The sequence below is a fragment of the Pseudomonas sp. KSR10 genome (genome assembly GCF_022355455.1).
In the GTDB taxonomy this organism is placed as follows: domain Bacteria; phylum Pseudomonadota; class Gammaproteobacteria; order Pseudomonadales; family Pseudomonadaceae; genus Stutzerimonas; species Stutzerimonas stutzeri_E.
The window spans coordinates 40,193-66,867 of sequence record NZ_JAKOEN010000004.1 but is presented as its reverse complement, the minus strand read 5'-3'; the positions used below and the strand labels follow the sequence as shown (position 1 = coordinate 66,867).

Here is a 26,675-nt window from a genome sequence, read left to right as displayed (position 1 = left end):
TCATGCTCACCGACGCCCTCGCCCGCTTCCCTCGCCTTGAGTTGGTTGCCGCAGCCACACCTCTCGAACATTTACCGCGTCTGTCACGTCACTTGGGTCGGGATGTCTGGATCAAGCGCGACGACCTCACCCCGCTGGCCCTCGGTGGCAACAAGGCGCGCAAGCTCGAATACCTAGGCGCCGATGCCCTGGCCCAAGGTGCCGAAGTGTTGGTCACCGCCGGTGCCATCCAGTCCAACCATGTACGCCAAACCGCGGCGCTGGCGGCCAGGCTCGGTCTGGGTTGTCTGGCGCTGCTGGAGAATCCGCTGGGTACCACCGAGAGCAATTACCTAAGCAACGGCAACCGCGTGCTGCTCGACCTTTTCGGCTGCGAGATCGAAGCTGTCGCCAATCTGGACAACGCCGACGAACTGCTAGAGACCGCCGCCGAGCGCCTGCGCAACGCCGGACGCAAACCTTACGTGGTGCCCATCGGCGGCTCCAACCCGCTCGGCGCACTGGGTTATGTGCGTGCCGGCCTGGAGCTGGCCGAGCAGATGCACCGCAAGGGTGAGGATTTCGCTGCTGTGTTGCTCGCCTCCGGAAGTGCCGGAACCCACAGTGGTCTGGCCTTGGCGCTGGAACATGCACGGCCAGGCAGTCGGGTGGTCGGCGTCACCGTATCGCGCCCGGAGGCGACCCAGCGGCCGAAGGTCGAAGGCCTGTTGGAGCGCACCGCCGATCTGCTCGGTGTCGACGTGCCGGCGGGGCTTCAGATCGAACTCTGGGACCAGTATTTCGCGCCGCGCTATGGCGAGCCGAATACCGGCACCCTGGCCGCCATCCGCCTGCTTGCCGAACAGGAAGGCGTGCTGCTCGATCCTGTATACACCGGCAAGGCCTTCGCCGGCCTGCTCGACGGCATTGCCCAGGGTGCCATCCCTGGCCGGGGTCCGCTGTTGTTCCTGCATACCGGCGGTGCCCCGGCGCTATTTGGCTATCATCCATGGGCACTGTAGTGCGTTACATATTCCAAAAATAGCGGACATGATATTTTCTAATTATTTTATCGAATAAACCTACACGCTTAGAGTTGACCGACACTCACCTGCCCATCCCGAGGCCCACCATGAAATTCACAACGCTGCGTCGTCGTTTTCTGCTCGGCACCCTGAGCCTTCTGCTCGGCTCCAGCCTGTTCTCCCCGGTGTTCGCCGCCGATCTGCTGGATGAGGTAAAGGCCAACGGCACCCTCAAGGTTGGACTGGAAGGCACCTACCCGCCCTTCAACTATCAGGACGAAAGCGGCCAATTGACCGGCTTCGAGGTCGACTTCGCCAAGGCGCTGGCCAAGGAGTTGGGAGTCAAGGCCGAGTTCCAGCCGACCAAGTGGGACGGCATACTCGCCGCTTTGGAATCCAAGCGCCTGGACGTGGTGATCAACCAGGTGACCATCTCCGAGGAACGCAAACAGAAGTACGATTTTTCCACGCCCTACACCGTCTCCGGCATCCAGGCACTCACCCGTAAGGCTGATGCCGACAGCATCAAGAATCCCGCTGACCTGGCTAGTAAGAAGGTCGGCGTCGGCCTCGGCACCAACTACGAGCAATGGCTCAAAGAGAACGTGCCACAAGCCGATATCCGCACCTACGATGATGACCCGACCAAGTTCCAGGACCTCAACGTCGGTCGCATCGACGTGATCCTGGTCGACCGCCTGGCGGCCTTCGAGATGGTAGAAAAAACCGGAAATCGCCTAGCCGTGGCCGGTGATGCCTTCTCCCGCCAGGAGTCCGGCATCGCGCTGCGCAAGGGCAACCCGCAACTGCTCGCCGCCATCGACGCGGCCATCGCCAAGCTGCGCGCTGACGGCACTCTGAAACAGCTCTCCGAGAAGTGGTTCAAGGCTGACGTCACGCAATGATCGATGACAGCCTGCAGTTGGTGCTGGACTCGCTCCCCTTCCTACTGAAGGGCGCGTGGTGGACCGTGGTGCTGAGCCTGGGCGGAATGTTCTTCGGCCTGCTGCTGGGCTTCGGCCTGGCCCTGCTGCGACTGTACGGCTACTGGCCGCTGCAGTGGCTGGCTCGGATCTACGTGTCGTTCTTCCGTGGCACGCCGCTGCTGGTGCAGCTGTTCATGATCTATTACGGCATGCCGCAACTGGGCATCCAGCTCGATCCGCTGCCGGCCGCGCTGATCGGTTTCTCGCTGAACATGGCGGCCTACACCGCCGAGATTCTGCGCGCCGCCATCGCCTCCATCGACCGTGGCCAGTGGGAAGCGGCCGCCAGTATCGGCATGAGCCGCGCACAGACTCTGTATCGGGCCATCCTGCCGCAGGCCGCACGCACCGCCCTGCCGCCTCTGGGCAACAGCTTCATCTCGCTGGTCAAAGACACCGCCCTGGCCGCCACCATCCAGGTGCCAGAGCTGTTCCGCCAGGCGCAGCTGATCACTGCTCGCACTTTCGAGATTTTCACCATGTACCTGGCCGCCGCGCTGATCTACTGGTTGCTGGCCAGCGTGCTGGCGTACTTCCAGGGTCGCCTGGAAGACCGGGTCAACCGCCACGAGCAGGACGCCTGATGATTACCGTGCGTAACCTGAAAAAATCTTTCAACGGCCAGGACGTCCTCAAGGGCATCGACCTCGACATAGCTCCCGGCGAAGTGCTGGCGATCATCGGCCCCAGCGGTTCGGGCAAGACCACCCTGCTGCGCTGCCTCAATCTGCTGGAGCAACCCAGCGGCGGGCAGATCAGCGTCGGTGCGATCCACATCGACGCCGATAAACCGCTCAAGGCGCAGCAACGACTGATTCGCCAGCTGCGCCAGCACGTCGGTTTCGTGTTCCAGAACTTCAACCTGTTCCCCCATCGCACCGCCCTTGAGAATGTCATCGAAGGGCCGGTGCAGGTAAAGAAGGAGCCGCGCGCCCAAGCGCTCGAACGCGGCCGCGCTTTGCTGGCCAAGGTCGGCCTGGCCGGCAAGGAAGACGCTTACCCCAAGCGTCTCTCCGGCGGCCAGCAACAGCGCGTGGCGATTGCCCGTGCACTGGCCATGCAGCCGGACGTGATTCTGTTTGATGAACCGACCTCGGCGCTCGACCCGGAGCTGGTCGGCGAAGTGCTCGCCACCATTCGCGGCTTGGCCGAAGAAAAACGCACCATGGTCATCGTCACCCACGAGATGAGCTTCGCCCGTGACGTGGCCGATAGGGCGATCTTCATCGATGACGGAGTGATCGTCGAACAAGGCGAGGCCAGGCAGTTGCTTAGCGCGCCGCAACACGAACGCACAAGACAGTTCCTCAGCAAGTTCATCGGCAACCATCCAGCGCACTAGACCAGCCGCCGTCCGCTTCCTTCCCCTTCAAGGGCATGGGCATTCCATGCCCGAGTTTTCCGAGGTGAACTGTGGATACGGCTTGTTGCTCAGTAACGGCGCTAATGAAGGTGTACGTGCCAGCAGCTTCAGAAGATAGCTCGAAGTAGTCAAAGCGCTGGGAGTGGGGTGCACCGCTGTCGTAACGCAACGCGGTAAACACGCCTGCTCCTCTCAACGGCCCCCGCAGCTGCAGAAGCAGTATCTGCAGCCAATGGGTGAAACCTTGACGGCACTCGATGCTAAATGCCGATCAACCCTTCAACGCCGCTTCGATCGCAGCAATGTCGATCTTTTGCATGCCCATCATTGCTTCGAACGCGCGCTTGGCCGCTGCTTGATCAGGGCTGGTATAGGCGGCCGTCAATACGCGTGGCGTTATTTGCCAGGACAGGCCCCATTTGTCCTTGCACCACCCGCATGCGCTTTCTTCGCCGCCGTTACTGACAATCGCATTCCATAAGCGGTCCGTCTCGGCCTGGTCGTCGGTTGCAACCTGGAACGAGAACGCCTCGTTGTGTTTGAACGCCGGCCCCCCGTTAAGCCCGAGGCAAGGAATGCCCATCACCGTGAACTCGACAGTGAGCACATCGCCCTGCTTGCCCGACGGAAAGTCGCCTGGCGCGCGATGGACGGCGCGCACCGCGCTGTCCGGGAAGGTTTCGGCGTAGAAGGTTGCGGCCTCCAGTGCGGTGCCGTCATACCAGAGGCAAACGGTGTTTTTGCTGATCATGTTGGGTCTCCATGCTTGGCTGATAGATGAGTTCGTGAAGCCGCGGCAGGGTACTGCTTATCCCCCCGCGCTCGCCTCGAAGCTGCCGATAGACAACGCTAGTAACAGACTAGAAATAGCGCCAACCGCGGATCTACCCGGCCACCGTCGCATCGCCGGTAACGGCCTGGCTTTCAAGCGCCGCGAATGCCTCTGCAATGGTTGGCGGTGCCTTGGGCCGGGCGTACATCGACTGCAGGTACGCTTTCAGCCGAGGCGCGCCCTCGAGCATCTTCTCCTCGTTCGCCCAGTCCAGCGTATAAGCGGCGTTGAAGTCGGCCACGCTGATCCGGTCGGCAACCAAGAATGCGCGGTCCCGCATGTGTCGCTCGAGCACCGCCACCATCTCCAAGCATTCCAGCTTCGCCAGCTCGATATCCTGAGGCAACCGTTTCTCTTCCGGGTACAGGAAAGTGTGACGCACGATGCGCCATAGGGGCTGCTCGATCTCAGTCATCAGAAAGAAAATCCAGCGATACATCTGGGCCCGATCCTCTACCGACTCCGGGATGAAACCCGCCTGGGGATATTTCTCAGCCAGATAAAGCTGAATCGCGGCCGACTCGGTTACCACGAGGCTTCCGTCGACCAGCACCGGGACTTTGGCGGCGGGGTTGAGCGCCAGAAATTCCGATTGTCGGTTTTCACCTTCAAGGATGCCCACCGGGAGCATCTCGTAGTCCAGGCCTAGCTCGTTGAGTAACCAGATAACGCGCAACGCGCGGGTCGGGGGTGTTCCGTACAGTTTGATCATGGTCAGCTCCGTCGGTTTAGATACCGCAATTTCGATAACTGCTGGTCTAGTCGTACGGGCGTCTGTGAAATCGACACGTCCGAAAATTTGTCGCGTCCGATTTAACCAATGGATGCATAGCGCTACAGGTGTGTCGCGTATCGGCTATGTCTTACTGCTCCGAGTCGTCTGGCAACGTTTCGATAGCGTGCCGGTGGCCGATCGAAGCGCATCTGCCTGATTGTCGGACCGTTGCGCGCACAAGAGCCTGGCAATAACCAGGCTCTTGTGCGGTCGCGCTCTTTGTCTGGCGTCGACTCCAGCGCTCGCGCACCGGGCCGTCGACCTGGGCTGGGGCACTCGCTCGGCGTTGATCCTCCCCTACTCTCGTCTCGACAGGGGGGAGGACTTCACCCAGCGAGCAACCGGTGAGATCAACCGCGGCGCGCGTCCAGACTGAAACGACCGCCACCGAACGCCACCACTTGCAACAGCCCACCCGCCATGGCGAGGTTCTTGAAGAAGTGAATGAACTGATTCTGATCACCTAGCTGGTTATGGAACGCCAGCGCGGTCACCACGCTGAACAATGCGAGACCCGCAGCTACCAGTCGAGTCCGATACCCGAGCACCAGGGCGATGCCGCCAACCAGTTCGATCAGAATGGCAAGCGTGAGAGCCAGCGCCGGGAACGGCAAGCCGACGGATTCGATATAACCGATCATTCCGGCAGGCGCGCTGACTTTCGAGAGCCCCGACAGAATGAAGATGGCGCTCAGCAGAACGCGTCCGGCGAGTGCCGTCGAAGCGAAAGCGGAAGTGGCGTTGTGGGTGGTGCTGGAGCCTGCGATTGAATGGGTCATGTCGTATTCCTCTGAGTGGGCCACCACCTTGGTGAGCCGCAATGAGGAAATGATGCACGGGAGCTTCTTAACTAAATAGCCGTTAAATTTAGATGATTAGGTTCCATAAAATAGAACAGGGCTGAAAGGGACGGCCGACTTGATCGGTCGACGATGTGCAAGCAGAGCAAGCCAAGCTTTATGAGCACCCACTTCACCCTTCACCCTTCAACCTTCAACAACAGGCGCGGGATAACCATCGTCCTAGTGGATGACGATTGGTCGTCTAATTATAATTGGTTTTTCAAAATCGAGATCTTTGTAACATGGAACCAATGATTAAAAAAATAGCAAGCACGCTGAAGGCCATTATTAAACATAAATTTCGGGCCACAGCAATATTAGTAATACTTGCATTCACCCTTTTCGGTTATTGGCTTATCGACCTCCTAATTGATGGAGATTACTTTACTAAATATAAAGAGTTAGATCCGTTTGCTAAAGAATTAGTCTCGATAGAGGGCTGGTGGCTTGAAACCCTAATAGGGGGTTGCGTCCCAATGTTCCTTGTTTTTGGCATACAGTTCTATTTGCTTAAATTTGACTTAGAGCCGGAGAAAAGAGAATTCATTTTCGCCGCCCTTCCGTTTATACCTAAACTAAAGTGGCTCACGAATAAGCCCATTATTTTTATGCTCGGCACAAGCTCAATATTTTTAGGAATGGTGTTGTATCTCGGAATTGAGGGGAACACGAAATACTTAGCAGCCTTGTTCATACCGGCATTATTGTTTTTATTTATTTACTTACTGAGAATAAGCTCATCACAAATTTCATCAGGTGAGGGTTTTTCCAAGTTCACTCATAAAAAATGTGTATCCATTGGCTGGGCCTGCATTGTTCTTTCTTTTTCCTGCTGGGTATATGCCGATGTTATTTTGCCTTTCAGTGACGCACTGAAACTCTGGAGTGAGCTCAACAAAAGCTAACAAGACGTATGGACAAGTCCCCACAACCAGTAAGAAAAAGCTTTTCCGATCCTATCGTCAGCGCGGATGCATTCATATATCCGGCGTGTTCCGGGCGATGCCCTGGCATTCTGTAGTTCGCGCAACAGGGGCCAAGCGATCAGGCGATCAAACGATCGCGAAAATCATCTTTGTTATTGGTCTTGTTCTGCTACTGGACTCGCATGTTCCGACAGCCTCGCTCTCACTACACCAATTAACCTTGATAACCCGCAGCTCTTGGCAGCGACGAGCTTAACCCGCATTTAAGCAAAATCAGAATTCATCAAGTAACGCTCCATTACGATGGTTCGCTCCTCGCCGTGAAAGGCCTCGCGTACAACAGAGTAGCCAAGCTTTTTATAGAAGCGCTCTGCTGTGATCGAAGATGGAACTCGCAAGACTTCGATTCCCAGGCCCCTCGCTGTTTGCTCGAGGGTGCTCATGAGTTGGCTGCCAATACCTTGTCCGTGCGAGGACGGATGGACAAATACGGTCCTGACAACTTGGTCATCGAGGCTGGCAGTCCCAATAACTTTGCCCGCTTCTAGAGCGACAAAAACCATGCGCTTGGATATCAACGCTGCGACAGCGTTCGGCGAAAAACTTTTCTCGACCTGCTCGATTACAGCCTGAGCATAATCCTTGGCGTTGGTGGTTCTCAGGGCTGCGATGATGACTTCGCTTATGCCTTCAGCATCATCTTCGTTGGCGGTTCTAATCTCGATTGCCATCCATCCCTCGCCAGACATCGCCGCTATTCTCCAAACAGTCCGTCCCAACACCAATAGCGTATGTGAAGCCGCCAGAACTTTAAGCTGGCGCTCATTTGAAAAAGTGACTTGGCGTCGTCCCGAACTGTTTTTTGAACATGGTGGCGAACGCGCTAGGACTGTCGTAACCCAACGCGCCTGCCACGTCGATGATTTTCTCGCCTACGGCGATGCGCTCAAGCGCCAACAGCAGCCGCGCTTGCTGGCGCCACCGACCGAACGTCATGCCGGTTTCCTTGCGAAAGAGCCGCTGGATCGTCTTCTCGTCGAGATTCAGCCGGTCGCTCCACGTCGACAGCGTTGAACCATCACTCGGGTCAGATTGCAGGGCCGAACAGATCATTTTGATCCGTCGGTCGACCGGCTGGGGCAATTGCAGAGGCAAAGTCGGCAACAGGGTGAGTTCATCGAGGATCAATCGCATGAGCCTCGCCTCGCGCGAGTCATCCTCGTAGGGTGCCGTTATCGCGACCGAGCGCTTGATCAGCTCGCTCAGAAGCGCGGAGATGCTTACGGCTCGGGTTTCATTCGGCAGTTCACGAAACAGATCAGGCCGCACAAAAACGCTACGCATCTTCACCGAGCCAACGCAGCGAATCGAATGTATCTGCCCGCTCGGCATCCAAATGCCCCGGCTGGGCGGTACGGTCCACTGGCTCACTGCGGAATGCACAACCATCACGCCTTCGATGGCGTAGATCAGTTGGTGCTTGGCGTGTGAGTGGGGTTCGATAAACCAGCCTTCCGGATAATCGGTGGCGCTGCTAATGACCGGCCAGGGCACTTCGTCCACCGCAGCCAATAATTCTTTCAACGGCTTGGGCATAATTCCCTTTTTGCGAGAGCTCTCGCCCATATCAAGCAAGACAGACAATTTATTGGAAACCTAGGATAGCGCCAGGTCCCGTGGCCAGACAGCAACACTGAAAGGAGAACGCGATCCGCGATCCATACGGCGCCTGATTTTAACGCCTGCCGAGCCGCGAATGCCGACGCCTTGCTGTATGGCCTGGTCGGACACTCACCCTAATGTTCCCTTCCCTGTGCGGATGATTTGCGATGTCCAGCAGCATTACTCCCTCGGCGACCGCCTCGGTAGCCAGCCAAGCCAGTCCCCTGGTCATGCGCGTGATCGGTGCTTGCGCCTTGGCGCATCTGATCAACGACCTGATTCAGGCCGTGCTTCCCTCGATCTATCCCATACTCAAGGCCAACTACGGCCTTACCTTTACCCAGGTAGGGCTGATTACACTGACCTTTCAGCTCACCGCGTCCTTGTTGCAGCCTTGGGTCGGCTACCACACCGACCGCCATCCCAAGCCCTGGCTGCTGCCAGCGGGCATGGTCTGTACGCTGCTCGGCATCGTCATGCTCGCCGTTGTGGGCACCTTCCCTGCGATCCTGATCGCCTCGGCGCTAATAGGCATCGGCTCCTCGACCTTCCACCCGGAAACATCGCGCGTGGCACGTCTGGCCTCGGGTGGTCGTTATGGCCTCGCACAGTCGACCTTTCAGGTCGGTGGCAATGCCGGCAGTGCCTTCGGCCCGCTGCTCGCCGCAGCCATCGTCATTCCGTACGGGCAAGGCAGCGTTGCTTGGTTCGGCCTGTTCGCGGTGTTCGCCATCCTAGTGCTCTACGGGCTCAGCCGCTGGTATCGAAATCACTTGAATCTGTTCAAGCTCAAGCAGGGGGGCAAAGCGACCCATGGGCTTTCCAGGAGGAGAGTGACCTTTGCGCTGGTGGTGCTGGCGCTGCTGGTGTTCTCCAAATATTTCTACATGGCCAGCTTTACCAGCTATTTCACCTTTTACTTGATTGAGAAGTTCGATCTGTCCATCGCCAGTTCCCAGCTTTACCTGTTCCTTTTCCTCGGTTCCGTCGCCGCTGGCACCTTCTTCGGTGGCCCCATCGGTGACAGGATCGGCCGCAAGAAGGTGATCTGGTTTTCGATTCTTGGTGTCGCCCCTTTCACTTTGGCGCTGCCCTACGTCGATCTGTTCTGGACCGGGGTGCTGAGCATGATCATCGGCTTCGTACTGGCCTCGGCGTTCTCTGCCATCGTGGTCTTCGCCCAGGAACTGGTGCCGGGCAATGTCGGCATGATCGCCGGCGTCTTCTTCGGGCTGATGTTCGGTTTTGGCGGTATCGGCGCGGCACTGCTCGGGCATCTGGCAGATGTCCACGGCATCGAATACGTGTATCGGTTGTGTTCCTACCTGCCACTGCTCGGAATTCTGACGATTCTGCTGCCGTCGACCAAAGGGGTGTGAGCCGTGTGTTCCGCTCCAGCGAGCTAGCAGCTACGCAGATCGAGGTCGCCATATGCTCGGACGAAGAGATCCACGGCGGCGGCGACACGGGATTCGCTTGTCGGCATGACGGTATTCGAGTCGAGGCTGCCAACGGCCAATAGCAGAAATTGCGAGGCCGCTTGCGCAGGATCGCTACAACCTGTGCAGCGGGACAATACCTTTTCAAGCTGCAAGCGGTACGGGCGGTGGCGGCGCCGCCACTGTTTGGGTGGAATGCACGCAGACTGCGAAAGAATGCGCGCAACCGTCAGCGAAGCCGGATGTGTGGCGTGCCGAACCAGCGCTTGCGCAATTGCGTTCAGCTGCATGCGTAACTGCCCATCGGGAGTATTCACCGATACCGCGTCGGGGAGTTCATTCAATCCGTCATGCACGACGGCTCGAAACAGCTCGGCCTTGCTGCCGAAACACGCATACAAGGTTCCCTTCGTCACGCCCGCGGCTTCAGCGATCAAAGCCATGCTGGAAAGCTCGTAGCCGAGCGCCGTGAAGGTGTCGCTCGCCGCGTGAATCATCTCTCGCCGCTTGACCAACCGGGCCTGTTGCGATCGATCGGGAGCGGGCACAGTCTGGGCCAAAGAATTCACCTGGAAGAATCCCAACGACGGAACAGCGCGCTGGCATTGACGCCGCCGAACCCGAACCCGTTCGACAAGGCGTACTCGATCGGCATTCTTCGCGCCGTCAGGCCAACTAGATCCAGGCCGTCGGCGGCTTCGTCGGGGTTGATGAGGTTCAGCGTGGGCGGGACGATTTGATCGCGTAGCGCCAGCACCGTGAAAATGGCTTCGATTCCACCGGCGGCGCCGAGCAAATGGCCGGTACTGGATTTGGTCGAGGTAATCGCTACGCCCGACCCTGTCCCGAACACGGATCGGATGGCGCCTAGCTCGCCCCGATCGCCCACCTGGGTGGACGTCGCATGGGCGTTGATGTGCTGCACCTCGCCGGGAGCAATACCGGCCTGCCGCAGCGCCTGCTCCATCGCGCGTCGGGCGCCGCGGCCATCCTCAGGGCCGGCCGTCAGGTGATAGGCATCGGCGCTGGTGCCGTAACCGACCAGTTCCGCAAGAGGCTGCGCGCCGCGTGCCAGAGCATGTTCCAATGACTCGATTACCAGCAGGCCAGCGCCCTCAGCCATGACGAAGCCCTCGCGATCACGATCGAACGGGCGCGACGCTTGCTGCGGGCGGTCATTGAAACCCGTGGACAGCGCACGCGCCGCCGCAAAGCTGCCGAGCGTGACGCGGTGGATGGCTGCCTCGGTCCCGCCGCACACCGCAATGTCCGCTTCGCCGCTGCGGATCATCCGGGCGGCATCGCCGATGGCTTGCCCCCCTGCTGCGCAGGCGGTTACCGGCGCGCCGAGCGGCCCCTTGAAACCATGCTGGATGGACACGTGGCCGGCCGCCATGTTGGCGAGAAAGGAAGGTGCGGTGAATGGCGAAAGCCGACGAGGTCCGCGTTGGTCCGTGGTGCGCACCGCCTCGGCGATCGCATCGAAACCACCCACGCCCGATGAGATGATGGTGGCGGTTCGCTCGCGTCTTGCCTCGTCGGTGGGGTGCCAACCTGCCTGGTCAAGCGCTTCGTGTGCGGCCACGAGCGCAAACTCGATGAAACGATCCATCTTCTTGCGATCTTTGGCAGAGATGTGGCGATCTGGGTCGTAGCCCGCCTCGCTGTCCTCGGCCAAGGTCGGTACCTGACCCGCGATGGCACAACCGGTGCCCTCCGATATATCGCCAGGCAACGGACGGATGCCTGACTGCCCTGCCAACAGGCGGGTCCATACCGCCTCCGTGCCACATCCCAGGGGCCCAACGACACCTGTTCCCGTCACTACGATACGGACTGAATTTCCACCACTCATTTCATACCTCGCTTTCAAATGGTCGACACACCATCAGGCTATGCAGGTGGCGGTCTGCGTACTGTCCTGCAGGGTCGCCGCAGAAAAGGCGCCTTCGACGGGCTTAGCCGCGAGCGCTCAGATCAAGAATCAGGCAACTGGTCGAGCCGATGGCATAGAGGCGGTCCTCTACGTCGTACAGCCGCCCCTCGGCGACAGCGGTCGATCGGCCTACATGCACCACCCTGCCCTCCGCGCGCACGGGCCCGACACCGGCGCGCAGTGCGCGAATGTAGGTGATCCGCAGGTCGGTCGTCGTATAGCCCTGCCCCGCCTGGAGTCGGGTATGCACCGCACAGCCCATGCAGGAGTCCAGAAGCGTCGCTGCGTAGCCGCCATGCACGCTTCCCAACGGGTTGTAATGGCGCTCGTCCGGGGTGCCCTGGAACAGGAAATAGCCTGACGCCCAATCCACCGGTACGAAGCCCATCAGCTCGCCCATCGGTGGACGCGGCAGTTCACCCCGACCAATGGCATCGAAGAATGCATGAGGCGTCATCGCGGCGGCCTCAGCGAGCGGCACGGTACCGAGCGTTCCCAATTGGGCGCGCGCAGCCTTCTCTGCATCCAGCCAGGTGGCCAGACGTTCTTCACGTTCTGCATATTTCATGGCGAGTCCTCGACAGATGGGCGGTTGCAAGCCTTATTAAATTATGGTCAACATATAAAACACATGATGACCATCATGTAAAGCACGCAGCATCCATCTATCGAGGAAAGCCCCATGCCACGGCCGCTATCGCCACCACGCCCCTTGCTGCCCATCCTCATGCTGCTGACAGCGCTGGGCGAAGTCTCCACGCAACTGATCATCCCCAGCCTCGGCGAGCTGGAAGAGGTCCTTGAGGCGGTGCCAGGCAGCGGTGTACATGCGCTGTCCGCGTTCGTCGCCGCCTTCGGGCTCGGACAACTGGTGCTCGGCCCGTTATCCGATCGCGTCGGCCGGCGACCGGTGATGATTGCTGGCCTGATCATCTACATCCTGGCGACGCTGTGGATGCTCGCCGCAACGAGCATGACCGAGTTCACCTTCGCCCGCCTGCTACAAGGGTTCGGTGCCTGCGCCTGCCTCGTGCTGGCACGCGCGATGGTGCGGGACATTTGGAAGGCGCAGGCCGGCCCAGCGCTGGCGAAGACGGTGATTGGCATGCTCGCCACCATCATGCTTTCTCTGATGGCGGGCGGCGTGCTCAATGCCTATGGCGGCTGGAAGGCCCCGTTGCTCGCTTCGCTGATGCTTGGCCTCGCTACGCTGATAGCGGTGGTGCTACTGACCAGTGAAACCAACGAGGCACCCGATCCGACGGCGGGTCGCCTTCGCACCCTTGCGCGGCAGTACGCCGACTTGCTTGGCAGCCGAGGCTTCTCCGCCTTGGCGTTGGCCATTGCCGGTACCTACGGTGCGATGTTCGCCATGATCGCTGGATCTTCGGCGGTATACGTCGGCCTGTTGCACCTGACGCCGGCCGAATATGGGTTTACGTTCGGCGCCATCGTTTCGGGGATGATCGCTGGCGCCTTTATTACCCAGCGCTACATCACGCGGCTCGGGCCACAGCGTCTGGTAGGCATCGGAATCGGCCTGGTCGCCGGAGGGGCGCTGATTACGGCGCTATTTGAGAGGCTGCTCGGGCTGAGCGTTATCGGCTTCTCGGCGCCGCAGCTGCTGGTGACCCTGGGAGGCGGGATGGTACTGCCCGCGGCGGTGGCCGGCGCAGTGATTCCCAACGCGCATCGGGCGGGTCTGGCTGCCGGCTTCATGGGCTTCGCTCAGATGGCCGGAGCGACATGCAGCGGGTTGCTACTCGTGGCCCTGAGCGATGGCAGCGCCTGGCCGCTGCTACTGGTTCATCTGCTGTTCGCGGTGGCCGGTTTCGCGGCATTCCATCTTCTAAACGCAAGGCTCGTCGCTCGGCTGGCCGATGCCCATGCCGACTGATTCGGCAAATCTCTAGAGACATTCCATGCACATCGCCTACACCCACGAAACGGCACTGATCACCGGCGCTTCCAGCACCGAAATATGGGAGCGCAGCGGAGGCGGCCTCGACCACGTGCCGGCGCAGATGGTGATGGAAGTGGAAGCGATGGTGAACTCCGCCTTGTGCGGGTTCGACCTGGGCGAGACAGTCACCCTGCCGTCGTTGCCGGACGTCGAGGACTGGAACCGCCTGCTAGCGGCACGCGCGGCGTTGGGGCCGAATCTCTCGCGTAACCAGCCGGCACCGCGCTACAGAGCGAACGCCTAGGACTGCGGTATATCCGCGCCAGTCAGCTTCAGCAGGCTGGCGCGGGTGTCCTCGAGCAAGCGGTCAGACAATTGCGGATCGACCACGCTGCGCGACAACATCAACGCGCCTACCATGGCGCTGAGCACCATCGCCGCGTGCTGGTCATCTTCAAGGTGGGCGCCAATCTGCGCCAATCGGTTGCTCACCGACTCGTCGGTGACCGGGCTGGCCTGACCACGCTGGCCCAGCTCGGCCGACAGAGTGGGAAACGGGCAGCCCTGCGCCGGGGTGGCGCGGTGGCCTTTCGACAGGTAATGACGAATGAACGTGGCCAGCGGTTGGTCGCCTGAGAGGCTGCTGGTGGTGATTTCGTCGAGCTCACTCGCGCAATAACGCAGTGCCTCCTCGACCAGCTCATCCTTGGATTTGAAATGGGCGTAAAACCCACCGTGCGTCAAGTCCAGCGCTTTCATCAATGTCTGCAGGCCGGTGGCGTGCACACCGTCGCGGCGAAAACGCCGTGCGGCCTCTTCGACGATGCGTTGGCGGGTCTGGGCTTTGTGATCTTCGGAATATCGCATCAGTGCCTCGATGATTCATATGCTACCCGTCATGCTACGCCTTTAGGCTGGTTGGGCAAGTCCACAGTCGCGGCGAATCCCAAGCGGTGGCAGCGAATAACAAGGGCGGCCTGGGCGATCACGTCAGCCCCCATCGGCCTGCGCCCACGGCGCGGCGGCGAAGCGTTCGGCCAGGTATTCGATCAACGCTTGCACGCGAGCCGGACGGCTGCGCCCTGGCGGGGTCACGATGTGCAGCGCGATCGACTCGACTTGCCAATCGTCCATCGCCGTCTCCAGCGCTCCCGATTGCAAGTCTTTCCAAGCCAGGAACTCCGGTTGCAGCGCCATCCCCAGTCCCGATCGCAATGCCGGTGCCAACGCCTCGGCATTGTTGGCCAACAGCGACGCGGACAGCGCCTGGGCGAACTCTCCATGCCGTTTATGGCGAAACCGCCAGTTGTTGCCACCGCGAGAGTAGCTGTACTGCAATATGCGATGTCCGGTCAGATCGCGTGGGTGGCCGGGACGCCCATGGCGTTCGAAATAGGCCGGTGAGCCAACCAGCAGGATGCGCACGGCGCACAAGCGCCTGGCCAACAAGCTGGAATCGACCAGGGTCGAAATCCGCAGTGCCAGATCGACCCCTTGGGCAACCAGATCGACCATCTCGTCGCTGAAACTGACGTCGAGCACCACGTCGGGATGACGCGCCATGAATTCCGGCAGGAGCGGCGCGAGGTGCGAAACACCGAACGACATCGGTGCCGCAATCCGGATGGGCCCGCGCAGGCTGGTTGATTGCTCGGTTACCTCGGCCTCCACCGCCTCGCCCTCGGCCAGGATGCGAGCGGCGCGCTCCAGCGCGGCATGCCCGCTTTCGGTTAGCGACATCCGCCGTGAGGTCCGGTGGAAGAGCATGGTTTTCATGCGCGCTTCCAGTCGCGTGATGGCCTTGGAAATGGTGGCTTGCGACAGGCCCAGCTCGGCTGCGGTCCGGGCGAAGGAACCCGTTTCGGCCACCTTGGCGAAGATCGCCCAGGCTTCGAGATCCGGTAGCCTCTTCATAACACGCCTCGAATTAATTCGATCATGACCATTCCTGACTTCCTCGCGGTTACTTAGCAGGCGCCTGATATTAATCTAATAAATGGAAAGTATCTTATTCCATCCATTCCATTCTAAAGATTGTTCCTGCTGCCTATAGTGGCTCCATCGAAAACGAATCGACCTGGAGAAACAGCATGATCGAACATCGCCCTTTTAATACCCTTGGTGGCGCCCATCACGGTTGGCTCGATGCCAAGCATCATTTTTCGTTCGCCGAGTACCATGATCCGGAGCGCGTGCACTGGGGAGCACTGCGGGTCTGGAACGATGACACCATCGCTGCCAACACTGGCTTTCCACCACATCCCCACGCCGACATGGAAATCATTACCTATGTGCGTGAAGGAGCGATCACCCATGAGGACAACCTCGGCAACAAGGGTCGCACCGTGGCAGGTGACGTACAGGTAATGAGTGCCGGCACCGGTATTCGCCATTCCGAGTACAACCTCGAATCGGAGGTCACGCAGATCTTTCAAATCTGGATCATCCCCGACCGCCGTGGCGAGCCGCCAGCCTGGGGTTCCAAACCGTTTCCCAAGGATGACCGTTCCGGCCAGTTCGTGGCCTTGGCCAGCGGACTGAAAGGTGACGAGGATGCGCTGCCGATCCGCGCCGATGCGCGAGTGCTAGGCGCAACTCTGAAGGCCGGTGAGACGATCGAGTACCGCTTCGCCGATGCTGACCGCTACGGTTATCTAGTGCCGGCCAAGGGCAAGGTGGAAATCAACGGCGTGGCGCTGGAGACGCGCGATGGCGCCGCTATCCACGGCGAGACGCTCATCAGGGTCACCGCCCATGAGGACGCCGAACTGGTGCTGGTGGACGCCGCAGGCTAAACGGCCCTGGGCATGTAAGGACGCCCAGTCGGTCGAAGATGGCAGATGTTGGCGCGATGCAGCGATGCCGGGCAACCGCATTTGGCATCGCTGGGGTCGTAGGAAACGCGGGATTGCTTCGAGATAGCGGCAGCCGATCATGCCCGGCTGCCGTCTATCGATCAGTCGGTGGTACTTAAAACGCCACGCTGAATCTGATCACGCTCGATGGATTCGAACAGCGCCTTGAAGTTGCCTTCGCCGAAGCCACTGTCGCCCTTGCGCTGGATAAATTCGAAGAACACCGGCCCCAGCAAGGTGCCGGAGAAGATCTGCAGCAGCAACCGCTGTTCGCCGTTCTCGGAGGCGCCATCGAGCAGGATGCCGCGGGACTTTAGCGCTTCCACCGGTTCGCCGTGGTTGGGCAGCCGCCCTTCGAGCATCTCATAGTAGGTTTCCGGCGGTGCAGTCATGAAAACCGTGCCACTGGCCTTCAGCTTGTCCCAGGTCTGGATCAGGTCGTCGGTGAGGAAGGCGACGTGCTGGATGCCTTCACCGTTGAACTGCATGAGGAACTCCTCGATCTGCCCCGCCCCCTTCGACGACTCCTCGTTGAGCGGGATACGGATCATGCCGTCCGGCGCGGTCATAGCCTTGGAAGTGAGGCCGGTGTACTCGCCCTTGATGTCGAAGTAGCGAATCTCACGGAAGTTGAACAACTTCTCGTAGAAGTCCGCCCAGTAGGCCATGCGACCGCGGTACACGTTGTGGGTCAGGTGATCGATGATTTTCAGCCCGGCACCCACAGGGTGACGATCGACACCTTCGAGGAAGACAAAATCGATGTCATAGATCGAGCTACCTTCGCCGAAGCGGTCTATCAGGTACAGCGGCGCACCGCCGATGCCCTTGATCGCAGGCAAACGCAGTTCCATCGGGCCGGTAGGCAGCTCGATGGCCTGAGCACCCAGCTCCAGCGCACGGGTATAGGCCTTCTGCGCATCTTTCACACGAAACGCCATGCCACACACCGACGGGCCGTGCTCGGCGGCGAAATACGCCGCGACGCCCTTGGGCTCGCGGTTGACGATGGCGTTGATTTCGCCCTGACGGTACAGCGCCACATCTTTCGAGCGGTGATTAGCGACATGGGAGAAACCCATGCTCTCCAGCACCGGTTCGATGACGTTCGGGGTGGGCGAGGCGAATTCGATGAACTCGAAGCCCATGAGGCCCATTGGGTTTTCAAACAGGTCGGCCATGATTGGCTCCTTGATTAACTGTGCATGAGAGGGTCGACGCGAAAGCGTCAGGCCGGTGGTGCACAGGAAATGCCCCGAACGCTGCGACCGAGGTGGTCGCCAAGCGTGAGGCGGAAGCCAAGGATTTTCATTCAGCGACTCACTGGGGCTTCGCTGATCATCGGATAGAAATCAGCGGATCGCGGCGCCACCACCCTGCTCTGCCGGGTCAAGGTGAAACGGCGCGACTGCTTATGCTCATCAGCGTGACAGCACCGAATAGCCGGAACCGTGAGGCCATTCATCTCTCTGGACGCCCAGGCGCTCCGGAGCCGACGAGGCGAAGGGGTACGGTAGTAGGTGTGTGCATCCATATTCTTTGCCACGACTGCATGTTGGGGCGCGCTATTGTGAACGCCATTCTTATTTTCGCGTAATCAGATTACGTTTAGCGCAATCTGCGGTAGCCATGCTCGACTGTCAAGCCTTTATCGGTGTGGTCACCACAGCGCCGACGATCACGCCACTCATCCACTGCTGAGAACGAGTTGTCGCACGACGATGCCAAACCTTATGACAACGACAAGCCACATAAGGAACCATCATGAATCGACTTTTCGACAAGGCCCCTCCCCAGAATGTGCATGGCTGGGAACGCAGCGCGTCAGTCGCTGGCGGGCTAGTGCTGTTGGGCAAAGGCCTGCGCCGCGGAGGCATAAGCGGCCTGCTGCAGCTGGCAATGGGCGGCATGGCATTGGCGCGCGGGATCAGCGGACGCTGCGAGGCCAAGCGCATCCTGACCGAGGTCGAGCAACGGACACGGCATCAGAACGTGACGGATAAGCAGCGGTACAGCCACATGCCCCTCGATTCGGAAGTGCACAGCCCCGACTTCGCAGAGCCTGAAGTGACGCTGCCCAACACCACGCCGATGGGGCATGAAACGCATCCAGGGGAGCCGCGCAGAAGTACTTGATACGGCACTGGGGCGCCACGGGATTCGCTCATTTCGATGAGGCGCCAGTCAGGGTCGGCACAGGCAGCTTGTCGGCTTATTTGCATTTCTGAGCGCTAAAGCCGACCTCCTTTAGCCCTGCCGCCGAACGGCAATTGTCGATCTTTTGACGGCATGCTATCTATGCGCCGTGATTCCGTCACACCTCGTAACATTTCTAAGGAAGACATCATGGACATGACGAAAATGGACACAGAAGACGCTGGCCAGTGGGGAGTCGTTTACTCCTACGGCAGCGTGCTGGCAGTGTTTCAAAACGAGCAGGATGCCCAGTACGAAGCCGCTAGCTTTGGCGGTGCGGTCGTTCGCATAGCGCGAAACCTTTTCACTGCGGTCAGCGAAATGGGTGCAACCGCTACATTTGGCAATCAGTCCCGACCGGCATGATTCAATCGGTTAACGTGAACCGCCTCCCCATTCACGCTAGAAGGACCCAGGGCGTCCAACCACGCCCCGACTTGGCCTCTGGCAAAGGCATCGGCACCGAGACTGGCGGCGCCGAAGATAAGGGACGGGACTCATGGTGATACGGGACCAGACCGGTCCCGGTTCGCTGGAACTCGACGAAGCTGTAGCCGTCTGCCCAGATTTCCGCCTCGTCTTGAAGCTTGTTCATTGTTCCTGAACCTGCTGAACGATCCCATCCGGCTGGCTGCGCAACTGGCCCCGCTCCATCACTTTCTGACGCTGTTGGAAAACGAGGTCCAGGGCGCGGCTGGGCTGTATCTCGATATCGTCGAAGGTGATCAATTGCCCTTGCTCGACGGCCCGTTTGAGCACGGTGTTGCGCAGCAGACCGATGGGCACATGGTCGAGTTCATCGGCGAGCCGCACCGCTTCGCCGCGCACATCGAAGCCGCCAATACCCCGGCTGATCATGTCGCCCGCCCGCATATCGCGCTTAGCGATGGCCGCAACACCTAGGGTGGGCTCAGTGGAGTTGTTCAGTAGCACGCCGCCGCCGGCCAGAACACGGCGCACTGTCTTTCCGACCTCGAGTGAGCACAGATGAAACGGGCGTGTCAGCACGTAATACGGGCCGGGACCCAGTTTGAAGTACTCGATCGCCGGGGCTTGCTCCTGGTCGTGACGGCAGACCAGAAAGACCCCGCCAGCCGGGTAGCCGCTTGGCAGAACGTAATCGACGATGGGTTGGCCGATGCCATCAGCGATCAGCCCAAGGATATTGCCGCTGCGGTTCAGATCGGTAGAAGCCAGGCCTTCCAGGCCACGTCGAGTAATGGTCGCGCCGAAACCATTGCCGACCACCACCTGCTCGATCTGCACTTTGGTGCCATCGGTGAAGGAGGTGGTCTGCTCGATGCTGATGCCCTGCCGCTTGGACCAGTAGGCCATTTCTTCGCGGCTCGGGTCGTGGTTCAGGTAGCCCTTCATGTTGCCGTATACGAGCGGCTGAAAGCCCATCTGCAGGGCCTCCTCGCGTAACGCGGCCAATGACCCGGGCTGGTCGCCTTCGGCTTCGGTCAACAAACCCTTGCCGGCCAGATAGGACCCAGTGGTGACCTGGAGTTCAGCATTGACGGTAACGACCGGCAATCCGGCTTCGAATGCCCGCTCGATCACTTCCGTCCCGAAGAATACGTCCCCAGTGCACTCGACGATGATGTCCGAGTGAGCAATGAGTTCGTCAATGGAATTCGTCAATGTTTCCGGCAAGGGGAAATCGCCTAACGTGCCGATAGTTCTGCGGGTCAGGACCCGGCTGACGTGCAGGTCCTTATAGTGCTGCATGATCAGCCGAACGAAACAGTGCGAGATCATCCCTGTACCTGAAACACCTACGCGTCGAACAGCTGAATCGGTCATCACGGAATTCCATTCGCTAAACGTGCAGCTCAGACCGTTACATTCGGAAAAAGTTTTCACCCTGAACGGTTCAGCGTTGGCCTGCTCCTTGCGCAATCGCAAATCGGGCCAGGCTAGGCCCTTCACCGCCAATCTGTGGATAGGCTCTGAACGGTACACGGCTGGGTGCCGGCCCGAAGGGCACGGACGGAACATCGTTCATCTGCCTGATCACATGGCGCAGCTCGTCGCGCCACGGCTTGGGCTTGATGCCAAAGGTAGTTTCGATCCGACTGCAATCGAGCACCGACCAGGCCGGTCTGGCCGCAGCGCGCGGCAGGCTCCCGCTGGTCACCGGCAACACCTTGGGCGCCTTGTCGATCAAGCCGACCCGCTCGGCTTCCCGGAAAATCTCGACAGCGAACTCAGCCCACGAACAGGGCGACGTGCCGCTGTAATGATAAAGCCCCCATTCGAGATCGCCGTCGCGGCAGTAGCGCAGCGCCAACTCGATCAGCACCCGCGCAACACTGCGTGAGCGGGTCGGGCAGCCGATCTGGTCACTGACAACTGAAATTTCGTCGGTCTTGCGGCCCAAACTCAGCATGGTCTTGACGAAGTTGTTGCCGTGCTCACCGTAGATCCAGCTGGTGCGCAAGATCAGGTATCGGTCCAATGTCTCGCTGATGGCGATCTCCCCTGCCCGACGCGTTTCGCCATAGACGCAGATCGGCACTGCCGGGTCGGATTCCCGATAAGGCACCGAGGCTTCGCCCGAGAAAACGTACTCGCTGGACAGGTGGAACAATGGAATCCCGAAGTGCTTGGCGGCCTGAGCCAGATTGGCTGCACCGTCGCTGTTCACCGCTTCGGCATGAGCGACCTCGGCTTCGGCATGATCGAGGTTGGTATAGGCCGCCGCGTTGATGATGAGCGCCGGCTGGTACTGTTCGATCGCCCGATTGATCTGCGCAGGAAGGGTTATATCGAGATCCTGATGCGTCAGCCCGATGGCCTCCAGCCCAAAGCTGGCAGCTTGATTGACCAGACAGCTGCCCACCTGGCCTCCGGCGCCACACACCAGGACACGCATGTTCGACTTGGGTTGAGGTGCAAGCGCCGAGCCCATGGTTTCCTGCGTCACTGTAAGCTCACTTGCTACAGCGGTTGGCGCATCGACCGGAGCCTGTGAAGGGTCAGCTGCCTTCAGAACAGCACTCGACAACTTTGGGATCAGTTCGCGCACGCTTACACCCAGCGCCTCCACCGGTGCGTCGGCCGCTTCTGGCTCTGGCGAAAAGCGCACGCTTTCAAGCAGGCCATTCACAACAATCCTGGCCTTGGTAAATTGACGGCGCCGCAGCATCTGCAGGACTTGCCCCATGCGTGAGAACAGCAAGCCCAGGATACGGCGCTTGCGAAAGTATTTACGCGCCACGAAGAGTTCGTTGCGCACCAGATGTCGATGCAACGCAACCCGCTTCGGATCCGTTTCCCGGAGGATATCGATGGCACCGCTGACCCGCCGCACATGCAGCACCCTGCTCGCCGCCACCAGATAACCCGGTACCTCCTGGCTGATGCGCAAGGTGAATTCGGTATCGTCGCCCCACATGAACATGGGTGCGATAGGCAGGCCATGCTGTTGCAACGACGCCCGAGGCACGAGGATCGAAACGAAAGTAGCCGGACGTACGGGGATCACCCCAATGTCGAGCAGTGCCGGCCAATTTTCATAATCAATCGCATTGGTACGTTCATCGATGCGGGGAACATTAGTCAGCAGCCCCTCGTCGGTATGAGCCGTCGAAATGAGGAATGAGCATGGCTTTTCACGCTCCCGGAGCCGCTCATTAGCCTCTACCAGCTTTTCCAGAGCATCCGGTTCGGGGATGACGTCATCATCCATCATCCAGACAAAATCGGCTCCTTGCTGATAGGCGATGCGAAACCCGGCACTGAACCCCCCCGAGGCACCGGTATTGCGCGACAGCACGTATACCTTGAGATTTGCAATTCCTGAGTCGAGCAGCATCTCCTCAGTTCCGTCATGGCTGGCGTTGTCGACGACGATGATGGCGTCGCATGGCCGGGTCTGAGCACTGATGCCATCCAGGCAACGCTTAAGCAAGCCTTTACGCTTGTACGACAATACGACGGCGTATATCTGATCCATAAGTCGCTTGATCCATGATCGAGAGGCAGGTGTCATTCCGGTCTGGCGTTTGAGCACAGCGCTCAGCTCGGACCGAGGAACGCGTATGAGGTTCAGTGCCCCGCAACGAAATGAAGCAAAAATCGAACGTGACCTATTGACACGCGCAAAGAGCGACCGTTTCAGCCGTTTCGAAAGGGGCCCAAACGCCGTACTTGCCTGGCTAAGCCGCACCGGTAGCGGCAATGCGCGCCCGTCGCCAAAGCTTCTCGAACTCGGCTGGCCCGCCCTGTTCAGATGCTGGGCAGCCTGGCGACGGCAAACGATCCAAGCGTCCCTGGTGAACACAGCGTTAGATACACCCGCCCGCTGAACATCGGCACAGGCTGCTCCCTCCATCAACTTCATTTCGGCTATACGTTGCCCAGACGTTGGAGACACCTCGATGACCCAGAATCCGCAACATAACCGTCGCGTTCACCTCGCCTCCCGTCCCAACGGCGCACCGACGCCCGATAACTTCCGCCTGGAAACCGCTCCAGCCCCTAAACCCGAGGACGGCCAGTTGCTGCTGCGCACTGTTTACCTGTCCCTGGACCCTTACATGCGCGGACGCATGAGCGCCGGGCCGTCCTACGCCGCGCCCGTGGAAGTAGGTGATGTCATGGTCGGCGGCACGGTCAGTCGGGTCGTCGAATCCCGCCATGCGGAGTATCGCGAAGGTGACTGGGTGCTTAGCGGCAACGGCTGGCAGGACTACGCCGTGTCCAGCGGTGAAGGCCTGCTCAAGCTCGACCGGGAAATGCAACATCCCTCCCATGCCTTGGGTGTGCTGGGCATGCCGGGCTTCGCCGCGTACATGGGCCTGCTCGATATCGGCCAACCGAAGGCCGGGGAGACGCTGGTGGTTGCCGCAGCCACAGGCCCCGTTGGCGCTACTGTCGGCCAGATCGGCAAATTGAAGGGCTGCAGGGTTGTCGGCATCGCGGGCGGGCCCGAGAAGTGCCGGCATGCGGTCGAGACGCTTGGCTTCGACGCTTGTATCGACCACCGCGCGGACGATTTCCCGCAGCAGTTGGCCGAACGCTGCCCGAACGGTATCGACGTGTATTTCGAGAATGTCGGTGGCAAAGTCTTCGATGCGGTGTTGCCGCTGCTCAATACCAGCGCACGGGTACCGGTCTGCGGGGTGGTCTCGCAATACAACAGCACCCAGCTGCCAGATGGACCGGATCGCCTGCCGCTGCTGCTCGAAACCATCCTGAAGAAACGCATGCGCATGCAGGGCTTCATCATCTTCAACGACTACGGCCATCGCTACAGCGAATTTGCCCGGGACATGAGCGCCTGGTATGCCGAAGGCAAGATCAAGTATCGCGAGCAGATTGTGCAGGGATTGGAAAACGCACCCGAGGCATTTATCGGCCTGCTCGAAGGCAAGAACTTCGGAAAGTTGGTGGTGCAGGTGGGCGAGGCCTGATAGGCCTGTCGTTGTGCTTTATTGTGGCAGGCTAAAACCACCCTATGCCGGACAGGCTGGCGTGGAGCGTCGCTTGTTTTCAGCAAAGCGCTCATCTGCACCCCAAGCGGATCAGCCCGTGCTCAGGCCTGTCGACGCATCGCAGCGGCGTGCATCTCTGGCCTGCCCCGTGGGCGGCGGACGCACGCCGGGAATCGGATTAGCCAGGCGGATTTTCAGGAACTCGGTTACGTCCGCATTCAAGGCCCGCCCTCCTCCGTAAGGAAAATTGTTGTCGTTGACGACCAACAAGGTGCGCGAATCGAGTGGTAACAAGCTCTCGATGGTCGCGTAGGGGAACGTGAAGGTGCGTTTGCCGTCGCCGTTCAGGTCATCGGGGTCGGCCAGCCGCATGAGGTCGACCACCTCTGTCTTGGGCACTTCCGCGCCACTGGCGACACCGCGGATGTCGATCAGGTAGATCTTCTTGAATGGAGTGCCGTTAGTGGCCGTCGCGCCATTGCGCTCGATAACCAAAAAGCGTGTCTCGTCGATCGCAGTCATTTCGCCGATGGCGAGTTCGGGCTCTTGCAGCCGGTAGAGCAACACCTTACCGGTGTAACGCTCCTGATTGATGTCGAACTCGTTGATGCGCAAGGTACCGGTTGCATCACCGCTGACGGTCTTCTCCAGCAACGCGTACAGTCGGTCCCCAATCGGATTGATCGCCATGCCTTCGAAACCGCCTGAGCCTTCCAGGTTCGCGGTTGCGCTTCCAGCCACCACATCGACATGCTGCGGCGCGTAGACGCCTGGCAGTGAGATGGCGCTGCGGGTGACGGTGCCCGACGCATCGGTCTTGATCAGGTAGGGTCCGAACTCGTCGCCAAACCACATCGCGCAATTCTTGTCACGGCGCACCGATTCGATGTCCAGGTCAGCGCCTGTCAGCAAGCGGCCGAACTCGATTGCACTGTCAACGCGTGGCCTGGAGTCGTCGTTGTAATAAAAGCGGTAATCGGCCTGTATCGGCAGTTCGAGCTTCTGGTTGATGTCGTTCAGAGTGAGGCGCGACGCGTGAGTGAAGCGAGCCAGTGGCGCACCGCTGAGATAATCGCTCGCACTGACATTCCCGCTCCCGCCCTTGGCCGAGCGGAAATCAGGCCGCACGCTATAAAGCCGCAACAGCGTATCTGCAGAGTTTGTCTGACCACCGAAGCCGTTGTCGGTCATGAATATGAAGCTGTTTTCATCCGCACCCGGCAGCACGGCGGAAAAACCCTGCACAGGCTGACGATTCTCATACGGGGGCACGAAGGTGCCGTAGGGGTTGGCGTTGGCCATCTGAGCCGATGTCGGACCGTCAGAGAAGGTGTCGGCAGGCATCATCGCCCAACCCACCAGGGTGTTGCTGCCGGCCATCGCAGCGGTGGAGATCGCAGCGGCCAAAGCCACGACCAGCGGCTTCGAGATTCCCATGAGCAGTGTCTCCATCCGGCGGAGCCGGCTAGCTGACGCTAGACCACTCAATTACGCGATGCAACTGGCCTCAAGCTCTCGTACTAGGCCACCCCGTGTCCACGTGCCGCCTGGGCGAGATGGAACCATGTAGGCGTATCCAGCTGCAGATCGGCTCCCTGCAAGGCCTCCTCGATGCGCTCCCAGCGCAGGCTACCGAGGATCGGCACTGGCTTGCCTGGCAGTTTACGCAGCCAGGCCAGGGCGACCTGATTGGCTGTGGCGCCCAGCGCCGCGCCAACCTCTTCGAGCGCCTGTTGCAATTGAGGGCCGAAACGTCCACCTCCCATCGGTGACCAGGCCAGCACATGCAACCCTTCGCTTTCCATGGCGTGCAGCCGCCCATCCCACGCCGCCGACTGCGCCTGCAATGACAGCTCGATCTGGTTACAGCGCAGGGGCAGCTCGCGGGCCAGTATCTGGCAGTGCAGGAGTTCGGCGTTGGATACGCCAAGCCAGCCGATCTTGCCGCTGCCGACCAGATCGTCCAGCGCCCGGGCAACCTCGTCGACCCGCAGCAAGGGGTCTGGGCGATGCAGCAGAAAGCCATCCAGGCGTTCCACGCCCAGCCGCTTCAGCGAGCCCTCCACCGCCTGGGTGAGATAGTCCGCCTGGGTGTTGTAATGCTTGACCTGCCAGCGCGACCGGTCCTGCGCAGCCGGCACGATGTCGGCCTTGCCGATCAACTGGATCTGCTCGCGCAAGGCAGGGCGCAATTTCAAAGCGGCACCGAAATGCGCCTCGCATTCTCCCGCACCATAAATGTCGGCATGGTCGAAAGCGGTTACACCGCGATCCACGCAGCGTTCCAGGAAGCCGAGCAGCGCCTGAGGCTGCGCCAGTTCGGGGTACTGCATCAGGCGCATCATGCCCAGCAACAAAGGATGTTCGACGACCTTGTTCAAGTGATCTCCGCGATTCATCAGTGATTGAGGCAGGCGGCAAGGTTAACCGTGCCGAGGTTTGGACGTCGTACTGACCGAGCCCGCCACGCAAGGTTCGGCTCCGCTCGGTTGCACCAGTCGTTTTCAGATGGGCG

At 60.0% G+C, this 26,675-nt stretch carries 28 protein-coding genes; 12 read left to right on the top strand and 16 right to left on the bottom strand.

Annotated features, from left to right (window positions below):
- Positions 1 to 2 precede the first annotated feature (2 nt).
- From MCB86_RS01150 to tcyN, 4 genes are all read left to right on the top strand, one after another.
- Entirely contained in the window at positions 3 to 1,001 is a 999-nt protein-coding gene (locus MCB86_RS01150; protein ID WP_045161839.1) for a D-cysteine desulfhydrase, read from the top strand.
- A gap of 110 nt (positions 1,002 to 1,111) precedes the next feature.
- On the top strand, positions 1,112 to 1,909 hold the full coding sequence (tcyJ, locus tag MCB86_RS01145; RefSeq protein ID WP_045161838.1) for a cystine ABC transporter substrate-binding protein: 798 nt from the start codon (positions 1,112 to 1,114) through the stop codon (positions 1,907 to 1,909).
- Positions 1,906 to 2,574 (top strand): cystine ABC transporter permease, encoded by a 669-nt coding sequence (gene tcyL, locus MCB86_RS01140; RefSeq protein ID WP_045161837.1) that lies wholly within the window; start codon positions 1,906 to 1,908, stop codon positions 2,572 to 2,574. The genes tcyJ and tcyL overlap by 4 nt, the downstream gene beginning before the upstream one ends.
- Positions 2,574 to 3,332, top strand: a complete 759-nt coding sequence (gene tcyN, locus MCB86_RS01135; RefSeq protein ID WP_045161836.1) for an L-cystine ABC transporter ATP-binding protein TcyN — start codon at positions 2,574 to 2,576, stop codon at positions 3,330 to 3,332. The genes tcyL and tcyN overlap by 1 nt, the downstream gene beginning before the upstream one ends.
- A 292-nt stretch (positions 3,333 to 3,624) precedes the next feature.
- Here the strand turns inward: tcyN and MCB86_RS01130 are convergent, their stop codons facing one another.
- From MCB86_RS01130 to MCB86_RS01120, 3 genes are all read right to left on the bottom strand, one after another.
- Positions 3,625 to 4,104: a VOC family protein gene (locus MCB86_RS01130; protein ID WP_045161835.1), complete on the bottom strand. Its 480-nt coding sequence runs from the start codon at positions 4,102 to 4,104 to the stop codon at positions 3,625 to 3,627.
- Positions 4,105 to 4,237: 133 nt separating this feature from the next.
- Positions 4,238 to 4,897, bottom strand: coding sequence for a glutathione S-transferase family protein (locus MCB86_RS01125; protein WP_045161834.1), 660 nt, complete (start codon positions 4,895 to 4,897; stop codon positions 4,238 to 4,240).
- 413 nt (positions 4,898 to 5,310) lie between these two features.
- A complete protein-coding gene (locus MCB86_RS01120) occupies positions 5,311 to 5,739 on the bottom strand; it encodes a DoxX family protein (RefSeq protein ID WP_045161833.1) in 429 nt (142 codons plus the stop codon).
- Between the two features lie 305 nt (positions 5,740 to 6,044).
- Between MCB86_RS01120 and MCB86_RS01115 the strand changes: the two genes are divergently transcribed.
- Positions 6,045 to 6,707 carry a hypothetical protein gene (locus MCB86_RS01115; RefSeq protein ID WP_155397614.1) on the top strand — a complete coding sequence of 221 codons (663 nt, stop codon included), beginning with the start codon at positions 6,045 to 6,047 and terminating at the stop codon, positions 6,705 to 6,707.
- Positions 6,708 to 6,991: 284 nt separating this feature from the next.
- Here the strand turns inward: MCB86_RS01115 and MCB86_RS01110 are convergent, their stop codons facing one another.
- Entirely contained in the window at positions 6,992 to 7,459 is a 468-nt protein-coding gene (locus MCB86_RS01110; RefSeq protein ID WP_045162058.1) for a GNAT family N-acetyltransferase, read from the bottom strand.
- Between the two features lie 91 nt (positions 7,460 to 7,550).
- The gene (locus tag MCB86_RS01105; protein ID WP_045161831.1) at positions 7,551 to 8,324 is read right to left on the bottom strand and encodes a helix-turn-helix transcriptional regulator; all 774 of its coding nucleotides are present in this window, start codon (positions 8,322 to 8,324) and stop codon (positions 7,551 to 7,553) included.
- A gap of 233 nt (positions 8,325 to 8,557) precedes the next feature.
- Here MCB86_RS01105 and MCB86_RS01100 point away from each other — a divergent pair, with 233 nt between their 5' ends.
- A complete protein-coding gene (locus MCB86_RS01100; RefSeq protein ID WP_275589372.1) occupies positions 8,558 to 9,769 on the top strand; it encodes an MFS transporter in 1,212 nt (403 codons plus the stop codon).
- A 23-nt stretch (positions 9,770 to 9,792) separates the two neighbouring features.
- Here the strand turns inward: MCB86_RS01100 and MCB86_RS01095 are convergent, their stop codons facing one another.
- From MCB86_RS01095 to MCB86_RS01085, 3 genes are all read right to left on the bottom strand, one after another.
- Complete coding sequence (locus MCB86_RS01095; protein ID WP_239609197.1) at positions 9,793 to 10,389, bottom strand: TetR/AcrR family transcriptional regulator; 597 nt, start codon at positions 10,387 to 10,389, stop codon at positions 9,793 to 9,795.
- A gap of 5 nt (positions 10,390 to 10,394) precedes the next feature.
- A complete protein-coding gene (gene fabF, locus MCB86_RS01090) occupies positions 10,395 to 11,684 on the bottom strand; it encodes a beta-ketoacyl-ACP synthase II (protein ID WP_239609195.1) in 1,290 nt (429 codons plus the stop codon).
- A 103-nt stretch (positions 11,685 to 11,787) separates the two neighbouring features.
- Positions 11,788 to 12,333 carry a PaaI family thioesterase gene (locus MCB86_RS01085; RefSeq protein ID WP_239609193.1) on the bottom strand — a complete coding sequence of 182 codons (546 nt, stop codon included), beginning with the start codon at positions 12,331 to 12,333 and terminating at the stop codon, positions 11,788 to 11,790.
- Between the two features lie 114 nt (positions 12,334 to 12,447).
- Between MCB86_RS01085 and MCB86_RS01080 the strand changes: the two genes are divergently transcribed.
- Together MCB86_RS01080 and MCB86_RS01075 are read left to right on the top strand one after the other, a co-directional pair.
- Positions 12,448 to 13,662: an MFS transporter gene (locus MCB86_RS01080; protein WP_239609191.1), complete on the top strand. Its 1,215-nt coding sequence runs from the start codon at positions 12,448 to 12,450 to the stop codon at positions 13,660 to 13,662.
- A gap of 25 nt (positions 13,663 to 13,687) precedes the next feature.
- Positions 13,688 to 13,972 carry a hypothetical protein gene (locus MCB86_RS01075; protein WP_239609189.1) on the top strand — a complete coding sequence of 95 codons (285 nt, stop codon included), beginning with the start codon at positions 13,688 to 13,690 and terminating at the stop codon, positions 13,970 to 13,972.
- Here the strand turns inward: MCB86_RS01075 and MCB86_RS01070 are convergent.
- Both MCB86_RS01070 and MCB86_RS01065 read right to left on the bottom strand, forming a co-directional pair.
- The gene (locus tag MCB86_RS01070) at positions 13,969 to 14,535 is read right to left on the bottom strand and encodes a TetR/AcrR family transcriptional regulator (RefSeq protein WP_239609187.1); all 567 of its coding nucleotides are present in this window, start codon (positions 14,533 to 14,535) and stop codon (positions 13,969 to 13,971) included. The genes MCB86_RS01075 and MCB86_RS01070 overlap by 4 nt on opposite strands.
- Positions 14,536 to 14,658: 123 nt before the next feature.
- Positions 14,659 to 15,582 (bottom strand): LysR family transcriptional regulator, encoded by a 924-nt coding sequence (locus tag MCB86_RS01065; protein ID WP_239609185.1) that lies wholly within the window; start codon positions 15,580 to 15,582, stop codon positions 14,659 to 14,661.
- Positions 15,583 to 15,758: 176 nt separating this feature from the next.
- Here MCB86_RS01065 and MCB86_RS01060 point away from each other — a divergent pair, with 176 nt between their 5' ends.
- The gene (locus MCB86_RS01060; RefSeq protein ID WP_239609183.1) at positions 15,759 to 16,463 is read left to right on the top strand and encodes a pirin family protein; all 705 of its coding nucleotides are present in this window, start codon (positions 15,759 to 15,761) and stop codon (positions 16,461 to 16,463) included.
- Positions 16,464 to 16,624: 161 nt separating this feature from the next.
- Here the strand turns inward: MCB86_RS01060 and hppD are convergent, their stop codons facing one another.
- Positions 16,625 to 17,704, bottom strand: coding sequence for a 4-hydroxyphenylpyruvate dioxygenase (gene hppD / locus MCB86_RS01055; protein WP_045161820.1), 1,080 nt, complete (start codon positions 17,702 to 17,704; stop codon positions 16,625 to 16,627).
- A 580-nt stretch (positions 17,705 to 18,284) separates the two neighbouring features.
- On the opposite strand from hppD, the gene MCB86_RS01050 reads away from it, so the two are divergent.
- Together MCB86_RS01050 and MCB86_RS01045 are read left to right on the top strand one after the other, a co-directional pair.
- On the top strand, positions 18,285 to 18,659 hold the full coding sequence (locus MCB86_RS01050) for a YgaP-like transmembrane domain (RefSeq protein WP_239609462.1): 375 nt from the start codon (positions 18,285 to 18,287) through the stop codon (positions 18,657 to 18,659).
- Between the two features lie 210 nt (positions 18,660 to 18,869).
- On the top strand, positions 18,870 to 19,085 hold the full coding sequence (locus MCB86_RS01045; RefSeq protein WP_045161818.1) for a hypothetical protein: 216 nt from the start codon (positions 18,870 to 18,872) through the stop codon (positions 19,083 to 19,085).
- A 31-nt stretch (positions 19,086 to 19,116) separates the two neighbouring features.
- Here the strand turns inward: MCB86_RS01045 and MCB86_RS01040 are convergent, their stop codons facing one another.
- From MCB86_RS01040 to rfbD, 3 genes are all read right to left on the bottom strand, one after another.
- A complete protein-coding gene (locus MCB86_RS01040; protein ID WP_239609181.1) occupies positions 19,117 to 19,314 on the bottom strand; it encodes a hypothetical protein in 198 nt (65 codons plus the stop codon).
- Positions 19,311 to 20,480 (bottom strand): NAD(P)-dependent oxidoreductase, encoded by a 1,170-nt coding sequence (locus tag MCB86_RS01035; protein ID WP_239609459.1) that lies wholly within the window; start codon positions 20,478 to 20,480, stop codon positions 19,311 to 19,313. The genes MCB86_RS01040 and MCB86_RS01035 overlap by 4 nt, the downstream gene beginning before the upstream one ends.
- Positions 20,481 to 20,595: 115 nt before the next feature.
- Entirely contained in the window at positions 20,596 to 22,680 is a 2,085-nt protein-coding gene (gene rfbD / locus MCB86_RS01030; RefSeq protein ID WP_239609179.1) for a dTDP-4-dehydrorhamnose reductase, read from the bottom strand.
- 424 nt (positions 22,681 to 23,104) lie between these two features.
- On the opposite strand from rfbD, the gene MCB86_RS01025 reads away from it, so the two are divergent.
- Positions 23,105 to 24,139 (top strand): NADP-dependent oxidoreductase, encoded by a 1,035-nt coding sequence (locus MCB86_RS01025; RefSeq protein WP_239609177.1) that lies wholly within the window; start codon positions 23,105 to 23,107, stop codon positions 24,137 to 24,139.
- A gap of 111 nt (positions 24,140 to 24,250) precedes the next feature.
- Here the strand turns inward: MCB86_RS01025 and MCB86_RS01020 are convergent, their stop codons facing one another.
- Both MCB86_RS01020 and MCB86_RS01015 read right to left on the bottom strand, forming a co-directional pair.
- Positions 24,251 to 25,597, bottom strand: coding sequence for an esterase-like activity of phytase family protein (locus MCB86_RS01020; protein ID WP_239609175.1), 1,347 nt, complete (start codon positions 25,595 to 25,597; stop codon positions 24,251 to 24,253).
- 83 nt (positions 25,598 to 25,680) lie between these two features.
- On the bottom strand, positions 25,681 to 26,505 hold the full coding sequence (locus tag MCB86_RS01015) for an aldo/keto reductase (protein ID WP_345772234.1): 825 nt from the start codon (positions 26,503 to 26,505) through the stop codon (positions 25,681 to 25,683).
- Positions 26,506 to 26,675 lie beyond the last annotated feature (170 nt).

Coding starts and splice junctions, on each gene's coding strand:
- MCB86_RS01020 (WP_239609175.1), bottom strand. CDS start 25,597: ATGGGAATCTCGAAGCCGCTGGTCGTGGCTTTGGCCGCTGCGATCTCC.
- tcyJ (WP_045161838.1), top strand. CDS start 1,112: ATGAAATTCACAACGCTGCGTCGTCGTTTTCTGCTCGGCACCCTGAGC.
- MCB86_RS01015 (WP_345772234.1), bottom strand. CDS start 26,505: ATGATGCGCCTGATGCAGTACCCCGAACTGGCGCAGCCTCAGGCGCTG.
- MCB86_RS01105 (WP_045161831.1), bottom strand. CDS start 8,324: ATGCCCAAGCCGTTGAAAGAATTATTGGCTGCGGTGGACGAAGTGCCC.
- MCB86_RS01110 (WP_045162058.1), bottom strand. CDS start 7,459: ATGGCAATCGAGATTAGAACCGCCAACGAAGATGATGCTGAAGGCATA.
- MCB86_RS01125 (WP_045161834.1), bottom strand. CDS start 4,897: ATGATCAAACTGTACGGAACACCCCCGACCCGCGCGTTGCGCGTTATC.
- MCB86_RS01120 (WP_045161833.1), bottom strand. CDS start 5,739: ATGACCCATTCAATCGCAGGCTCCAGCACCACCCACAACGCCACTTCC.
- MCB86_RS01060 (WP_239609183.1), top strand. CDS start 15,759: ATGATCGAACATCGCCCTTTTAATACCCTTGGTGGCGCCCATCACGGT.
- hppD (WP_045161820.1), bottom strand. CDS start 17,704: ATGGCCGACCTGTTTGAAAACCCAATGGGCCTCATGGGCTTCGAGTTC.
- MCB86_RS01085 (WP_239609193.1), bottom strand. CDS start 12,333: ATGAAATATGCAGAACGTGAAGAACGTCTGGCCACCTGGCTGGATGCA.
- MCB86_RS01065 (WP_239609185.1), bottom strand. CDS start 15,582: ATGAAGAGGCTACCGGATCTCGAAGCCTGGGCGATCTTCGCCAAGGTG.
- MCB86_RS01080 (WP_239609191.1), top strand. CDS start 12,448: ATGCCACGGCCGCTATCGCCACCACGCCCCTTGCTGCCCATCCTCATG.
- fabF (WP_239609195.1), bottom strand. CDS start 11,684: ATGAGTGGTGGAAATTCAGTCCGTATCGTAGTGACGGGAACAGGTGTC.
- tcyL (WP_045161837.1), top strand. CDS start 1,906: ATGATCGATGACAGCCTGCAGTTGGTGCTGGACTCGCTCCCCTTCCTA.
- MCB86_RS01130 (WP_045161835.1), bottom strand. CDS start 4,104: ATGATCAGCAAAAACACCGTTTGCCTCTGGTATGACGGCACCGCACTG.
- tcyN (WP_045161836.1), top strand. CDS start 2,574: ATGATTACCGTGCGTAACCTGAAAAAATCTTTCAACGGCCAGGACGTC.
- MCB86_RS01115 (WP_155397614.1), top strand. CDS start 6,045: ATGGAACCAATGATTAAAAAAATAGCAAGCACGCTGAAGGCCATTATT.
- MCB86_RS01070 (WP_239609187.1), bottom strand. CDS start 14,535: ATGCGATATTCCGAAGATCACAAAGCCCAGACCCGCCAACGCATCGTC.
- MCB86_RS01100 (WP_275589372.1), top strand. CDS start 8,558: ATGTCCAGCAGCATTACTCCCTCGGCGACCGCCTCGGTAGCCAGCCAA.
- MCB86_RS01045 (WP_045161818.1), top strand. CDS start 18,870: ATGGACATGACGAAAATGGACACAGAAGACGCTGGCCAGTGGGGAGTC.
- MCB86_RS01040 (WP_239609181.1), bottom strand. CDS start 19,314: ATGAACAAGCTTCAAGACGAGGCGGAAATCTGGGCAGACGGCTACAGC.
- MCB86_RS01150 (WP_045161839.1), top strand. CDS start 3: ATGCTCACCGACGCCCTCGCCCGCTTCCCTCGCCTTGAGTTGGTTGCC.
- MCB86_RS01075 (WP_239609189.1), top strand. CDS start 13,688: ATGCACATCGCCTACACCCACGAAACGGCACTGATCACCGGCGCTTCC.
- MCB86_RS01025 (WP_239609177.1), top strand. CDS start 23,105: ATGACCCAGAATCCGCAACATAACCGTCGCGTTCACCTCGCCTCCCGT.
- MCB86_RS01035 (WP_239609459.1), bottom strand. CDS start 20,480: ATGATCTCGCACTGTTTCGTTCGGCTGATCATGCAGCACTATAAGGAC.
- rfbD (WP_239609179.1), bottom strand. CDS start 22,680: ATGGATCAGATATACGCCGTCGTATTGTCGTACAAGCGTAAAGGCTTG.